Here is a 15,252-nt window from a genome sequence, read left to right as displayed (position 1 = left end):
ACAATAAATTCTAGTGAAAATATATTGCTAGTAACTAGATAGTTATGATGTTAAATGTGAGTTAGTTTAATTTTTAATTGGAAAGCCAAAGAATATTTTTCAACTTCTTTGGCTTTATTTTATAACATTTATATTCATTTATTCTTAGTATAGAAAATATTCCAAAAAGTATCTCAAAATTTGAATCAAAGTATAATCAAAAAAATATTACAATGAAAAAAAAAATATTATTAAAATCTGCTTTTGCACTATGCTTATTTTTATTGCTTTCATGTTCTTCAAGTGGACCATCTAAAGAGGAGCCTGTGGAGGAAATACCTGAAAACCCAATTGACACTGGTATAACTCCACCAGATAATTTTGAATACGTTTTTGCAAAAAAACCAACCGAGGGTAAAGCTATTTATACACCAATTGAGCTTAGGGACAATAATTTTGATTCTAACGATAGTAAATGGAGTTATCAAAGAAGTGCTTCATCTGATAATGTTATCGTTTTTTGGGAAAAAGGATTTGGACAATATCCTAGTAAAACTACAAGAGAAAGCCTTCGTGTTGATATCAATGCATTGTTGAAAATGGCTGAAGAATTTTATACATATTATCGTGATATTATGAAATTTGTAGTTAAAGGGAATTCTAAAACTGATGATTATAGAATGATAATACAATTGCTGTATCAAGATGAATGGTTGGCAACAGGTGCAGGATATGATAACGTTATTGGGGCCTTATGGGTTAACCCTGCAACAACTCATGGTGGTGCTGTTATTGCCCATGAGTTTGGGCATTCATTTCAATATCAAGTTGCCTGCGATGGAAATTATGGATTTAGAGATCAACCTTATGTTGGGTCGTTTTGGGAACAATGCGCACAATATATGTCTTGGCAACAAAACAATGACGATTATACAAGAGAAATCCCTTATTTATTGGATAATATTCATAAAAACTTTTCGCATGAAGATATTCGATACCAATCTATGTACCTACAAGAATATTGGAAAGAAAAGCATGGTATAGATTTTTTAGGGAATTTATGGCGAGGTGCAATAAAGCCAGAACATCCTATTCAAGCTTATAAAAGAATTACTGAAATATCTCAGGATAAATTTAATGATGAAGTTTTTGAGTATGCTTCTAAAAACATTACTTGGGATTATCCTTTAGGTATTTACAATAAAGATTATATAAATAACTTACCAGCTACTGAACAAAAAAATTATAAACATTCTATCACTCTAACACCCATTGATAATGGATATTATCAAGTTTCAACTAATCAAAGCCCACAATCCTATGGTTACAACGCTATAGAATTAAGCGTTCCTGTTGCAGGAACAACAGTTTCTGTAGATTTTACGGGTTTAGACGGTGGGTATGCTACTGTAGAAGGATGGCGTTATGGTTTTGTAGCTGTAAAGACAGATGGAACTCCAGTTTACGGTATTATGGAAAAAACTAAAAGCGGTACCGCTTCTATTGTAATCCCTGAAAACGCAAAAGCATTGTGGTTAATTGTAACGGGAGCGCCAATAGAACATGTAAATCATATTTGGGATGAGGTTCCTACTAATGATCAAAATTTTCCTTATAAAGTTAAATTTGTTAATACAGCCATAGAATAAAACAAAATAATATTATACCTATGAAAAAAATAATAATCGGTTTATTTGTGCTAAGTTCATTTGCAGGTCTATCACAAAAAAAATCAAACACAGGTTACCCAATTACACCAGTGCCATTTACATCTGTACAAGTAAATGATGCTTTTTGGGGGCAACGCATTGAGGCAAGCAGAACAACAACAATTCCTTTGGCTTTTGGAAAATGTGAAGAAACGGGTCGTTATGATAATTTTGTAATGGCAGCAAGTCCTAGTGTAAAAAATAAAGTGGAAGGCTTTACTTTTGATGATACCGATGTTTACAAAACCATTGAAGGTGCTAGTTATTCCATGCAAACGCATCCCAATAAAAAGTTGGAAAAGTATATTGATAGCCTTATAACTATAGTTGGAAAAGCTCAAGAAGCAGATGGATATCTTTATACGTTTCGTACCATGAATCCTGAAAACACCCATGAATGGGCAGGAAAAAAACGCTGGGAAAAAGAAGAAGATTTAAGTCATGAGTTGTACAATTTAGGTCATTTAGTAGAAGGTGCAGTAGCTCATTACCAGTCAACTGGGAAAAGAGATTTACTTAATATCGCTATTGAATTTGCTGATTGTGCCGTTAGGGAAGTTGGTAATAAACCAGGGCAAATTATGGTGGTACCTGGGCATCAAATTACAGAAATGGCGTTAGCTAAACTATCCGTTGTAACTGGCGAAAAAAAATATCTCGATTTTGCTAAATTATTATTAGATGAACGTGGACATACACACATAAAGAGTGAATATAGTCAATCTCACAAACCTGTTTTAGAGCAAGATGAGGCTGTTGGTCATGCAGTTCGAGCATCTTATATGTATTCTGGAATGGCAGATGTTGCAGCACTTACAGGTGATGAGGATTATATTCATGCCATTGATAAGATTTGGGATAACATTGTTTCTAAAAAATTATACATAACTGGCGGAATTGGTGCTACAGGACATGGTGAGTCATTTGGAAAAAATTACGAATTGCCAAATATGTCTGCATACTGTGAAACATGTGCAGCCATAGGCAATGTTTATTTAAATTATCGCTTGTTTTTATTACATGGTGATGCAAAATATTACGATGTTTTAGAACGAACGTTATACAACGGACTTATTTCTGGAGTATCTTTAGATGGGGGTAGTTTTTTCTATCCAAACCCGTTAGAATCTATTGGTCAACATCAAAGACAAGCATGGTTTGGTTGTGCTTGTTGTCCTTCAAATGTAAGTCGTTTTATCCCTTCTGTTCCAGGATATATTTATGCTGTTGATGATACCGATGTTTATGTAAACCTTTTCATGGCAAATCAGTCAGATTTAAAAGTAAAAGGAAAATCATTAAAATTAACTCAAACTACCAATTATCCATGGACTGGTAAAGTAGATATTGAAGTATCGCCTAAAGGGAAGCAGAATTTTACGCTTAAAGTACGTGTTCCTGGTTGGTTGCAAAACGATGTAGTGCCATCAAATCTTTACGCTTATACCGATAAAAAAATATTAAATTTTTCGGTTAAAGTAAACGGAAAAGTAGTGAAAAGTGAGATTAACAAAGGTTATTTTAATATTAACAGAAGCTGGGTAAATGGTGATAAAGTAGAGATTGATTTCGAAATGGAACCGCGTACTGTAAAAGCGCATCCTGCCGTTGAAGCAGATAGAGGTAAAGTAGCTATTGAACGTGGGCCAGTTGTTTATTGTGCTGAATGGCCAGATAACGATTTTAATATTTTTAGTGTTATACTAAATAAAAAACCAGAATTTAAGGTTGAAAAAAAGAATGATCTACTTTATGGCATTAACATGATTCAAACAGATGCGCAAACCTTAAGTTATAGCGATAGTGGAAAACTTGTTACTAAAGATGTTAAATTAAATATGATCCCATATTATTCGTGGTCTCACCGTGGAAGTGGCGATATGGCTGTTTGGTTACCAATAGAATTAAATGCAACAAAACCAGAGATGGCACCAACTATTGCTTCAGAAAGTAAAATTGAGGCATCACATAATGTAAAGCCTATTGTAGCAATTAACGACGGACTTATACCTAAAGATGCTGAAGATCGTACATTACCTTATTACCATTGGTGGCCAAAAGAAGGTACAACAGAATGGGTTTCATACAATTTCGATTCAGAAAGAACCGTAAGTCGTTCAACAGTATATTGGTATGATGATAAACCTTGGGGAGGTTGTAAAGTGCCAGATTATTGGAAAATCTATTATAAAGATGCTAATGATAAATGGCAACCTGTTGAAAATACAACAGCTTATGGTATTGAGAAAGGTTTAGCTACTGAAGTAGTTTTCAAACCAGTTAAAACAAAAGCCATAAAAATAGAAGTGAAGTTAGCTGAAAAGAATGCGGCAGGTATTTTTGAATGGGAAGTAGAATAAAAAATAACAGGGAGGAAAAGGTTTTCCTCTCTATTTTTTTAAACATTTTAGTAAATTGAAATTGCAGAGATGCATCTAATGAAAAAGAATATAATACTTGTATTTGTTTTAGTAGTAACCTCGTTTTATACAACGTGTTTTTCTCAAATAAAGTTTAACTATTCGGCATATTTTACCGAACCAGAAAAGCATTATATTGAGGTTGAATTGAATATAGAAAATTCAAAAGTGGGAGAAACAGATTTTATACTTCCTGTTTGGACTCCGGGTTATTATGAAATATTAGACTCCCCAAAAAATATTGTAGATTTTAATGTGAAAAATAGCAATAATGAAGCTATTTCATGGTATAAAAAATTGAAAAACCACTGGGTAGTAAAAAACCAATACGATAAAAATTTCACGATTACATATAGGTATTTTGCTAATCAAAAATCTGTTGCAGAATCTAATGTAGATGGAGAAAAAGCGTTTATCATGCCAAATAATGTATTCATGCATGTTAAGCATAATCTACAAGAACCAGTTACTCTAAAAATCACTCCTTACAAATCATGGAAAACAATTTCAACGGGTTTAACAGAGAAAGATTCAGGTATTTTTTATGCTAATAATTTTGATATGCTTTATGATAGCCCTATTTATATTGGTAGTCCATATACGTTTGCGTTTAATCATGAAGGAAAGCAATTTAGTGTTTCAATTGCAAAGCCTGACGGTTTAATTGAAGAACAGTTAACTAACGATTTAAAAAGAATTATTAGTGCTACCACGAGTTTAATGCAACATGTACCATACACTAATTATAGTTTTATTATGATGGAAGCTGGAGGTGGTGGTTTGGAACATTGGAACTCGCAAGCTGTATTTACAGGCGGTTCTTTCAACTTTGAAGACAAAAGTGATTATATCGATTTTTTAAATTTCATTACACACGAGTATTTTCATTTGTATAATGTTAAAGCCATCCGACCCATAGAATTAGGACCTTTTGATTATAGTAAAGAAAACTATACAAACATGCTTTGGGTTTCTGAAGGTTTAACCGTTTATTATGAATATATAATTATGATGCGAGCTGGTTTGCTAGAAAAGTTTGCTGCGTTTGATTATTTGTCGAGTTCTATAAAAAGATATGAAAACATAGAAGGTAAAAATCACATGTCTTTAGCAAGGTCTAGTTTTGATATTTGGTTAAATTTTTTCAACCATAATTCCAATGCTTCTGAAACAACCATTTCATATTATAATAAAGGACCTATTATTGGTTTTCTTTTAGATTTAAAAATTAGAAATAGTACAAAAAACGAAAAATCATTGGATGATGTGATGCGTTTTCTTTACAATGAATATTATTTAAAACAAAACAGAGGTTTTAAAGAAGAAGAATTTTGGAAAGTTTGTGAAACTATTGCCGAAAACACCATGGAAGGCATAAAAGAATATGTTTACACTACAAATGAAATTGATTACCAAAAATTTTTAAATTACGCTGGTTTAGAAATAGATTTAAGCCCAATTAAAGGTGAACAAAATAATGTTTTGATTAAGCGTGTTTTTAATATTTCTGAAAAAAAACAAGCAAGCAAAATTCAAATGAAAATTAGGAATGATATTTTTCTAGTAAATAAATCATAATCATTTAAAATCTTTCAAGTCTGTAATGCGAAGGCGTTACGCCCTTTATTTCTTTAAATTTTCTATTAAAATTTGCTGTATTCTGAAAACCACATTGCTCTGAAATGGAGGAGATAGAGTAATCAGGGTAATTATGGATTAGCTTACAGGCATTTTCAATTCTTATTTCAATTAAAAACTGAAAGAAGGTCTTATTCGTGCGTTTTTTGAAATAACGGCAAAAAGCATTTTTACTCATGTTTGCTATTTCCGATATTTCTTCTAATGTTATTGGTTCTGGGTAATTTTCCATAGCATAATTAAAAACTTCATTCATCCGCTTACCCTCATCATCGGTATATTTCTTTTTGTAAACGAATGATGAAAGTGCAGCTGTTTCAGCTTTGCATACGTGATCTATAATTTTTAAAAGTGTTGCAATACGTTGTACTTTGTTTTGTTCTTTTAACTTAAGAAACTGCTTAATAAGTTTCTTTTTTCGGGATAAAACTCTTATGCCGTATTCGGATTGATTAAAAAAAACATTTAAGCCATCAAGGTCTGTGAGATCAAAAAAGCCTTTTCCAAAAGAATTTCTATCAAAAAATAAGGTGTAAACAACCGTTGTGTCAGAAAAATTGGTGTCAGTTCTAAAAACATGAGGTACATAACCTCCTAAAACCAAAATATCATTAGGTCTAAAATCACTAATTGTATCACCTACCAACAATGTTCCTGCACCTTCTTGAATATAGGAAATTTGTATTTCACTATGTTGATGAAACTGATCATATAGAACATTAACATGCTCTTCTTGATAAACCAATGCCTCATTTTCAGGCTTTGGAATTTTGAATGGAAGTACTTTCATTGCTATAATTTTGCTAATATTACTAAAAAAATAAAGACAAACCTATTTGTAGGATAATATAGTATTACAATAGGCTAATAATTGTAATGTGTATTTTCAAGCGTAGGTTTAAATTTGTATATCTAAATTTTTATACAATGATAAAATGGGAAGGCGTAATGCCAGCAGTTACAACAAAGTTTACAAGTGATGATACATTAGATCTTGTAATGTTTGAAAAAAACATCAAAGCTCAAATGGAAGCTGGTGTTCATGGAATAATTCTAGGTGGTACTTTAGGTGAGGCCAGTACTTTAACAAATGATGAAAAAGAAGTTTTAATAAAAGCAACGCTTTCAATAACTAATGGAAAAATACCTGTTATTATTAACATTGCAGAACAAAGCACTAAAGATGCAATTGCAGTTGCAAAACATGCAGAGGCTGTTGGTGCAGATGGCTTAATGCTTTTGCCACCAATGCGTTACAAAGCTACCGATTTTGAAACGGTTACCTATTTTGGAGAAATAGCTAAAAGTACTTCTTTGCCTATTATGATTTATAACAATCCCATTGATTATAAAATAGAAGTGACATTAGATATGTTTGAAGCATTATCTCAATATAATAATATTGAAGCTATAAAAGAGTCTACAAGAGAAATTACGAATATTATTCGTTTAAAAAATCGTTTTGGAGACCGTTACAAAGTATTTACTGGTGTTGATACACTTGGTTTAGAAAGTTTAGTAATTGGTGCGGATGGATGGGTAGCAGGATTGGTTTGTGCATATCCAGCAGAAACGGTAGCAATTTACGAACTTGTAAAAGCTGGAAAAATAAAAGCTGCCATGAACATTTACAAATGGTTTATGCCATTATTAGAATTAGATATTAGCCCTCAATTAGTACAAAACATTAAATTAGCAGAAGTTGCTACAGGTATTGGTACAGAAAATGTAAGAGCTCCAAGATTACCTTTACAAGGCGAAGAAAGAGAACGTGTTTTAAATGTAATTAACACCGCTATGAAAAGCAGACCAACATTACCTGATTACAAAAACTTATAAATAATAATGATTACAGGCAAAAATTATATTGGAAATAAACTGAGTGCTTTAGGAACTATTAGTCATAAGACAATTAATCCTAAACTAAATATTGAAAACCCTACGAAATTTATTGAAGCAACTTCTGAAGAAATTGAAGAAGCTGCACAGTTAGCCTCTCAAGCTTTCAAAGTATATAGAAAAGTAAGTGGAAAAGGAAAAGCAGCTTTTTTAAATGCTATTGCCGATGAAATTTTAGCCTTAGATCAAGAATTGATAGATGCATATACAACAGAATCTGGACTTCCTGAAGGAAGAGCCATTGGAGAACGTGGTAGAACTATTATGCAATTAAAGTCATTTGCAGATTTAGTTTCAAAAGAAAATTGGAAAAATAATTCGTTTGATGAAGCTATACCCGAAAGACAACCACTACCTAAAGACGATTTAAGAAAAACAGTTATTCCTTTAGGACCAGTTGTAGTGTTTGGTGCTAGTAATTTCCCCCTTGCATTCTCTACGGCTGGTGGGGATACTGCCAGTGCTTTAGCAGCAGGATGTCCTGTTATTTTAAAAGCACATGAAATGCATTCAGGTACTTCAGAATTAGTAGCGTCTGCAATAATTAAAGCTGCAGAAAAAACAAGTATGCCTAATGGTGTGTTTTCACAATTATCTGGTCGTGGCCCTGTAGTTGGTTCTGCTTTAGTAAATCACCCAAAAGTAAAAGCAGTTGGTTTTACAGGTAGTATTGGTGCTGGTAGAGCTATTTTTAATTTAGCTTCTATGCGTGAAGAGCCTATTCCTGTTTATGCAGAAATGGGTAGTATAAACCCAGTAGTTATTACTCCAAGAGCTATTGATGTTCGTGGTGAAGCTATTGCAACTAACTATGCTAGTTCTATAACAGTAGGAACTGGGCAATTTTGTACAAATCCAGGTTTGTTAATAACAATCGAAGGTGATAAAACAGATGATTTTATCCAAGATTTGGCTAAAAAAACGGTTGCTATAGAACCGCAATGTATGCTTCATCCTAATATTAAAGCTGGATTCGAAAAAAATGGAGAAATTGTGTCGTCTCAAAAAGGTGTTAAAACGGTTGCCAAAATGGAAGGTGAGATAAAAAATAATTTTGCTGCTTCACAAATTGTGACGGTTTCTGGAGTAGATTTTTTAGCTAATGCTAAAATTCATCAAGAAGTTTTTGGCCCGTTTTCTTTAGTTGTAAAAAGTAAAGATGAAGCACAGTTAATTGAAGTTATAGAGGCTTTGGAAGGTCAACTAACAGGAACTATTATTGCTGAAAAAGAAGATGTTGAAAACCTGATAGACATTGTTGATGCACTATCAAATCGTGTGGGTCGTATTATTTTTAATGGTGTACCTACTGGTGTTGAAGTATGTCCATCGATGCATCATGGTGGTCCATATCCTGCTTCATCAGATTCTAAATTTACATCTGTTGGTGTAGATGCTATTTACAGGTGGGTAAGACCGGTTAGTTATCAATCGTTCCCTACAGAGTTACTTCCAGAATCATTGAAAAATAATTAATTTTAAATCTTAAAAGCATTCATAAATAATACATGGCAAGAAAAACATTTTTTTGTGTAGATGCACATACATGCGGAAATCCAGTACGTGTTGTTGCGGGTGGTGGACCGAATTTGGTGGGCGATACTATGAGTGAAAAACGGCAGCATTTCCTAAAAGAATTTGATTGGATTCGTAAGGGGCTTATGTTTGAGCCACGTGGTCATGACATGATGAGTGGTAGTATTTTATATCCACCGCATAGTATGGAAAATGATTTTTCTATACTATTTATAGAAACTTCTGGTTGTTTACCTATGTGTGGACATGGAACTATTGGTACCATAACTATAGCTATAGAAGAAGGCTTAATTTTACCTAAAGTACCAGGTAAAATTAAAATGGAAGCACCTGCTGGATTAGTAGAAATTGAATACCAGCAAACAGGCAAAAAAGTAGATTGGGTCAAATTGGTTAATGTAAAGTCTTATTTGGCTGCAGAAAACTTAACTATTGATTGTCCAGAACTTGGAGAATTAACTTTTGATGTAGCTTATGGTGGAAATTACTATGCAATTGTAGATCCACAAAAAAACTTTAGTGGAGTCCATGATTTTACAGCTAGTAAAATTATCCAATATTCGAAAACATTAAGAGATTTAATAAATGACAAGTATCCAAATATGTTTATTCATCCAGAGAATGATACTATTAGAGATGTTAGCCATATGCTATGGACAGGAAATCCCATTGACCCTAGTTCATCAGGCAGAAATGCTGTTTTTTATGGTGATAAAGCTATAGATCGTTCGCCTTGCGGGACTGGCACTTCAGCTCGTATAGCTCAACTACATGCTAAAGGAAAATTAAGCTTAGGAGAGCCCTTTATTCATGAAAGCTTTATTGGTAGCAAATTTATAGGCAAAGTAGAACAAGAAACAACTTTGGCAGGCAAAAAAGCCATCATACCTAGTATTCAAGGTTGGGCACAGGTAACGGGTTACAATAATATTATTATTGATGATAATGATCCCTACGCCCATGGATTTCAAGTGATTTGATAATTAAAATTAAATAACAAAAAGACAAAAAATGCGTTTAGTGAAAATCAAATTTAAAATCGATTTTGCTGGCGCATTTTATTTAGAATATAAAAAATCAATGAAAAAAGTCGTTATAATTGGAGGCGGTATTTCTGGCATGTGCAGTGCTTATTACTTAGTAAAAGAAGGTCATACGGTAACTATTTTAGACCAAAGTGATATGACTACTGGTACATCTTTTATTAATGCAGGCTATTTAACTCCAAGTCATTTTATTCCATTAGCAGCACCTGGTATAATTACGCAAGGCATTAAATGGATGTTTAATAGTGCAAGTCCTTTTTATATTAAACCTAGATTGGATCTTGATTTTTTTAAATGGGCATGGCTCTTTAAACAATCAGCAACCAAATCAAATGTCGAAAAATCAATTCCTGTTCTTAAAGAATTAAACTTAAAAAGCCAGATCTTATTTGAAGAGATGCTTGCGACACTCGACTTTAATTTTCATTATGAGAAAAAAGGCGTTTTAATGGCTTATAGTAATGCAAAAAGCGAAGAAGAAGAAAACAAAGTTGCCCATCGCGCTTTAAAAGAAGGTTTAGATGTTACGCTTTTGAATAAAGAAGAATTACACAAAATACAACCTGTATTATCAGACAAAGTTATTGGTGCTGTCCACTACAAGTGTGATTCTCATATGACGCCTAATCATTTTATGGCAACCCTAAAAACATGGTTAGAAAATAATCAAGTGAGGTTCCGAACCTACCAAGAGGTTGAAGATTTCACTGTGAAAAATAATAAAATAATATCAGTAAAAACAAACCATATTAATTTTGAAGCCGATGAATTTGTTTTAGCTAGCGGAAGTTGGACTTCTAAATTAGCATCAAAATTAAAGCTAAATGTACCAATTCAAGGAGGGAAAGGTTACAGTATGGATGTATATAGACCAACAGGGATCACTATACCTACTATTTTATTAGAAGCTAAAGCAGCTATAACACCCATGGATGGGTTTACACGATTTGCAGGTACAATGGAGTTTTCTGGAAACAATACATTGATAAGAAAAGAACGTGTTGAGGCTTTAGCTAATGCAGCATCAAAATACTATAGAGACTTTGAAATTAGCGAAAAAGAACGTGCTAGTGCTACCTCTGGGTTAAGACCGGTATCCCCAGATGGTGTTCCTTTTATAGGTAAAACAAGTAAATACAGTAACTTAACTATTGCTGCTGGACATGCTATGATGGGATGGAGTTTAGGACCCATTACAGGCAAACTTGTTACAGAGCTAGTTGAAAACAAAAAAGCTTCCGTAAATTTAGTTCCACTTTCGCCTGAACGTTTTAAATAAAAACAATAAAAAAATGAGTAAATTCGGGATAGGTAGTTCAACTATTGAAGCAGAATTAAATGCTATTAAACCTGCAGCACATTTAATAGAACCTATCCAAGAGGTAGAATACAAAAATAGAATTAAAAAAGCATGCGAACTTATGAAAAGTCAGCATGTAAAGGCTATATATTTAAACGCTGGTACGAATTTACTATATTTTACAGGAACCCATTGGCATTCTAGCGAACGCATGGTGGGAGCTATCCTCTTGCCTAACGGTTCTATTCATTATATTGCCCCTAAATTTGAAGAAGGCACTATTAAAGATTTTATGATGATAGCAGGTGATATTCATTGTTGGGAAGAACACGAAAGTCCGTTTAAATTAATTAACACTGTCCTAAAATCCAATAATATTGCTAAAGGCGAGATTTTAATTGATGAAAGTACCCCGTTCTTTATTTATGAAGGTATTGTTAACGCATCAAGTTCTTTATCTTTAAATAATGCAAAATCTATCATTTCAGCATGTAGAATGATTAAATCTGAGGCTGAAATTGCTAATATGAAAGCTTTAATGAATATTACCTTAGAAGTGCATAAAGCAACTGCTAGAATTTTAAAAGTTGGTATTAGCGTAAAAGAAGTAGAAGGTTTTATTAACGAAGCACACAAGCGTTTCGGTGTGGTATCTGGTTCCTATTTCTGTATTGTTTTATTTGGCAAAGACAGCTCATTTCCACACGGCGTAAAAACACCAAAGCCATTAGAAATGAATGATATTGTATTGGTTGACACCGGGTGTTCCGTTCATAATTATATTTCAGATATAACAAGAACCTATGTTTTTGGAGACGCCTCTGATTACCAACGTAATATTTGGAATATTGAAAAAGAAGCTCAAATAGCTGCCTTTAATGCTTCAAAACTAGGCAGTACATGTGGGGAAGTTGATATTGCAGCACGAAAAACCATTGAATTTCATGGATTAGGTCCTGATTATAATTTACCTGGATTACCACATAGAACTGGTCATGGAATTGGTTTGGATATTCATGAGTACCCTTATATATTAAGAGGAAATGAAACTATATTACAGCCTGGGATGTGCTATAGTGTAGAGCCTATGATTTGTGTTCCTAACAAGTTTGGTATCCGATTGGAAGACCATATTTACATGACCAATAAAGGACCAAAATGGTTTACAGAACCTGCCCATTCCATTGAAAATCCTTTCAATATATAATATAGAAGTTACATTCTTATTTATTATTAGTCATTTTATTAATTTATTAAATGCTCATCAGTAAATTATAAAGCTTGTTTAAGCATTTATAATTGTATTTTTTTGTGATAAAATGCGTATTATTCCTTGTTAACACTGTGTTAAGGGTAATATAATATTAGTTTCAGTTAACATTACATCGTCTCTGTTAAATAAGAATAGTTATTTTTATGCATAATTGAAATTATGAAACAGATACTCAAAAAAACAAGTATAATAAGTATATTTCTTTGCTGCATTTCAATGTATAGTCAAGGAACATTAGAAGACTACAAAAAAGCGATGGCTATTGATTCTTTATTTAAAGATAAAGTTTTTAATACACCATCAGAATTTTATTGGATGCCAAATAATACATTTTGGTACATAAATAATTCTAAAAAAGGTAAAGAATATCTGTTGGTAAATGTAGAAGATAAGCGACAAATACCGTTTTTTAATCATATTAAACTTGCTGAGGTTTTAACTCAAAAAACGAATGAAAAAGTTGATGCTAGCAATATAAAAATAAGCGATTTGAAATATGATTCAGATGAAAATGAATTGCAATTCAATTTTAAAAATCTAGTATTAAAATGTAACTTAAATGATTACACACTACAAGTAACTGATTCAGTTAACAATCAAAGAAATAGAGATCGAGGTTATTGGGGAGATCGGTTTAATGAAACTAATAATAAACCTGTAGCATCTCCAAACAACACGCATGAAGCCTATATTAAAAATTCAAATCTCTACATAAAAGACAAAAAAACTGAAGTAGAAACTCAAATGAGTTATGATGGTTCTAAAGGGAACTATTATTCATCCTATATAAAATGGTCTCCAGACGGAAAAAAAATAATGGCATATAAAGTGAAGCCTGGAGAGGAACATAAGATTTATTTCGTTGAATCTAGTCCAAAAGATCAATTACAGCCTAAATTACAATCAAGAGATTACTTAAAACCTGGAGATGAATTGCCGATTAAAAGTCCACAATTATTTATTGTAGAATCAAAAAAGCACATCCAAATACCTATCTATGAATTTAGCAGTCAATATGATATTTCAAATATAGATTGGAGAAAGGATAGTAGAGCCTTTACATTTGAGTATAATGGGCGTGGTCATCAAGTTTACAAGGTAATTGAAGTTAACGCTGAAACTGGTAAAATATCTGTATTAATAAATGAAACAAGTAATACATTTATTGATTATAGTAGTAAAAAATACAGGTATGATGTTGAAGATGGTAAGGAGATTTTATGGACTTCAGAACGAGACGGATGGAATCATATTTATCTTTATAATGGTAATGGAACTGTAAAAAATCAATTAACCAAAGGTGATTGGGTGGTTAGAAAAGTAGTTTATGTAGACGAAAAAAATAAAGAAGTTTATTTTACAGCAAGTGGGTTAGATAAAGACCAAGACCCTTACTTAATTCACTATTGTAAAGTTGATTTTAATGGCAAAAATTTTAAGCGATTAACTTCGGAAAATGGTAATCATAAAGTAACATTCTCTAAAGATTACAAATATTTCGTAGATCAATATTCAAGAGTTGACATGCCAGCAGTAACACTGTTAAAGGCTACAGATGCTTCTAAAACTATCTTAGAAATTCAAAAAGGAGACCATTTAGAATTAATAAAACAGGGTTGGATCGCTCCAGAAGTTTTTACAGCAAAAGGGCGAGATGATAAAACCGATATTTGGGGTATTATTGTTAGACCCACAACATTTGATGCAACTCGCAGTTACCCAATTATAGAATACATTTATGCAGGACCACATGATTCTTTTGTGCCTAAAGATTTTCAAGCCTATTATTGGTCTATGTCTGCGCTTGCAGAATTAGGGTTTATTGTAGTTCAAATAGATGGTATGGGTACTTCAAATCGTTCTAAAGCTTTTCATAACGTATGTTGGAAAAATTTAAAAGATGGCGGTTTTCCTGATAGAAAATTATGGATGAAAGCTGCTGCAAAAAAATATCCATATATGAATATTGATAAAGTGGGCATTCATGGTACATCAGCTGGTGGACAAAACGCAGGAGCCGCTTTAGTTTTTAATTCAGATTTTTATGACGTTGCTGTATCATCTTGTGGGTGTCACGATAATAGAATGGATAAAATGTGGTGGAATGAACAATTTATGGGATATCCAATTGGGCCTCATTACGCTGCGTGTTCTAATGTTGAAAATGCGAGCCAAATGGGAGGTAACCTAATGCTTATATTGGGTGAAGTTGATGACAATGTAGATCCGTCCTCAACCATGCAATTTGTAGATGCATTAATAAAAGCAAATAAAGATTTTGAGTTAGTCACTGTTCCTGGAATGGCACACTCTTCAGGAGGTGCCTTTGGGGAACGAAAACGTAAAGACTTTTTTGTGAAACATTTAATGAATGTTACTCCACCTTCATGGGGTGAAATTTACAATTAGAGTATTCTGAAAAATATAAAAGTAAAAATTTAGAAGGGTTACA

10 protein-coding genes are annotated in these 15,252 nt (G+C 32.7%); 9 read left to right on the top strand and 1 reads right to left on the bottom strand.

The features are described from left to right. Positions 1-212: 212 nt before the first annotated feature. The 3 genes from VP395_RS12105 (at position 213) to VP395_RS12095 (ending at position 5,686) form a co-directional block, all read left to right on the top strand. A complete protein-coding gene (locus VP395_RS12105; RefSeq protein ID WP_346242273.1) occupies positions 213-1,628 on the top strand; it encodes a DUF6055 domain-containing protein in 1,416 nt (471 codons plus the stop codon). 20 nt (positions 1,629-1,648) lie between these two features. Beyond that, positions 1,649-4,048: a glycoside hydrolase family 127 protein gene (locus VP395_RS12100; RefSeq protein ID WP_346242272.1), complete on the top strand. Its 2,400-nt coding sequence runs from the start codon at positions 1,649-1,651 to the stop codon at positions 4,046-4,048. Between the two features lie 78 nt (positions 4,049-4,126). Continuing rightward, the gene (locus tag VP395_RS12095) at positions 4,127-5,686 is read left to right on the top strand and encodes a M61 family metallopeptidase (protein WP_346242271.1); all 1,560 of its coding nucleotides are present in this window, start codon (positions 4,127-4,129) and stop codon (positions 5,684-5,686) included. A gap of 4 nt (positions 5,687-5,690) precedes the next feature. Here the strand turns inward: VP395_RS12095 and VP395_RS12090 are convergent, their stop codons facing one another. Then, positions 5,691-6,536 (bottom strand): AraC family transcriptional regulator, encoded by an 846-nt coding sequence (locus VP395_RS12090; protein ID WP_346242270.1) that lies wholly within the window; start codon positions 6,534-6,536, stop codon positions 5,691-5,693. Between the two features lie 137 nt (positions 6,537-6,673). Between VP395_RS12090 and VP395_RS12085 the strand changes: the two genes are divergently transcribed. The 6 genes from VP395_RS12085 (at position 6,674) to VP395_RS12060 (ending at position 15,209) form a co-directional block, all read left to right on the top strand. Further along, positions 6,674-7,585: a dihydrodipicolinate synthase family protein gene (locus VP395_RS12085; RefSeq protein ID WP_346242269.1), complete on the top strand. Its 912-nt coding sequence runs from the start codon at positions 6,674-6,676 to the stop codon at positions 7,583-7,585. Between the two features lie 6 nt (positions 7,586-7,591). Continuing rightward, a complete protein-coding gene (locus tag VP395_RS12080) occupies positions 7,592-9,121 on the top strand; it encodes an aldehyde dehydrogenase (NADP(+)) (protein ID WP_346242268.1) in 1,530 nt (509 codons plus the stop codon). A 32-nt stretch (positions 9,122-9,153) separates the two neighbouring features. Next, the gene (locus VP395_RS12075; RefSeq protein ID WP_346242267.1) at positions 9,154-10,161 is read left to right on the top strand and encodes a 4-hydroxyproline epimerase; all 1,008 of its coding nucleotides are present in this window, start codon (positions 9,154-9,156) and stop codon (positions 10,159-10,161) included. Between the two features lie 40 nt (positions 10,162-10,201). Beyond that, the gene (locus tag VP395_RS12070) at positions 10,202-11,506 is read left to right on the top strand and encodes an NAD(P)/FAD-dependent oxidoreductase (RefSeq protein ID WP_346242266.1); all 1,305 of its coding nucleotides are present in this window, start codon (positions 10,202-10,204) and stop codon (positions 11,504-11,506) included. 13 nt (positions 11,507-11,519) lie between these two features. Then, entirely contained in the window at positions 11,520-12,734 is a 1,215-nt protein-coding gene (locus VP395_RS12065; RefSeq protein WP_346242265.1) for a M24 family metallopeptidase, read from the top strand. A 225-nt stretch (positions 12,735-12,959) separates the two neighbouring features. Next, on the top strand, positions 12,960-15,209 hold the full coding sequence (locus VP395_RS12060) for a S9 family peptidase (protein WP_346242264.1): 2,250 nt from the start codon (positions 12,960-12,962) through the stop codon (positions 15,207-15,209). Positions 15,210-15,252 lie beyond the last annotated feature (43 nt).

The organism is Mariniflexile soesokkakense (assembly GCF_039650365.1).
In the GTDB taxonomy this organism is placed as follows: domain Bacteria; phylum Bacteroidota; class Bacteroidia; order Flavobacteriales; family Flavobacteriaceae; genus Mariniflexile; species Mariniflexile soesokkakense.
The sequence above is the reverse complement of the archived record's forward strand: the minus strand, read 5'-3'. Positions and strand labels throughout refer to the sequence as shown.

Coding starts and splice junctions, on each gene's coding strand:
- VP395_RS12090 (WP_346242270.1), bottom strand. CDS start 6,536: ATGAAAGTACTTCCATTCAAAATTCCAAAGCCTGAAAATGAGGCATTG.
- VP395_RS12060 (WP_346242264.1), top strand. CDS start 12,960: ATGAAACAGATACTCAAAAAAACAAGTATAATAAGTATATTTCTTTGC.
- VP395_RS12065 (WP_346242265.1), top strand. CDS start 11,520: ATGAGTAAATTCGGGATAGGTAGTTCAACTATTGAAGCAGAATTAAAT.
- VP395_RS12080 (WP_346242268.1), top strand. CDS start 7,592: ATGATTACAGGCAAAAATTATATTGGAAATAAACTGAGTGCTTTAGGA.
- VP395_RS12095 (WP_346242271.1), top strand. CDS start 4,127: ATGAAAAAGAATATAATACTTGTATTTGTTTTAGTAGTAACCTCGTTT.
- VP395_RS12075 (WP_346242267.1), top strand. CDS start 9,154: ATGGCAAGAAAAACATTTTTTTGTGTAGATGCACATACATGCGGAAAT.
- VP395_RS12105 (WP_346242273.1), top strand. CDS start 213: ATGAAAAAAAAAATATTATTAAAATCTGCTTTTGCACTATGCTTATTT.
- VP395_RS12100 (WP_346242272.1), top strand. CDS start 1,649: ATGAAAAAAATAATAATCGGTTTATTTGTGCTAAGTTCATTTGCAGGT.
- VP395_RS12085 (WP_346242269.1), top strand. CDS start 6,674: ATGATAAAATGGGAAGGCGTAATGCCAGCAGTTACAACAAAGTTTACA.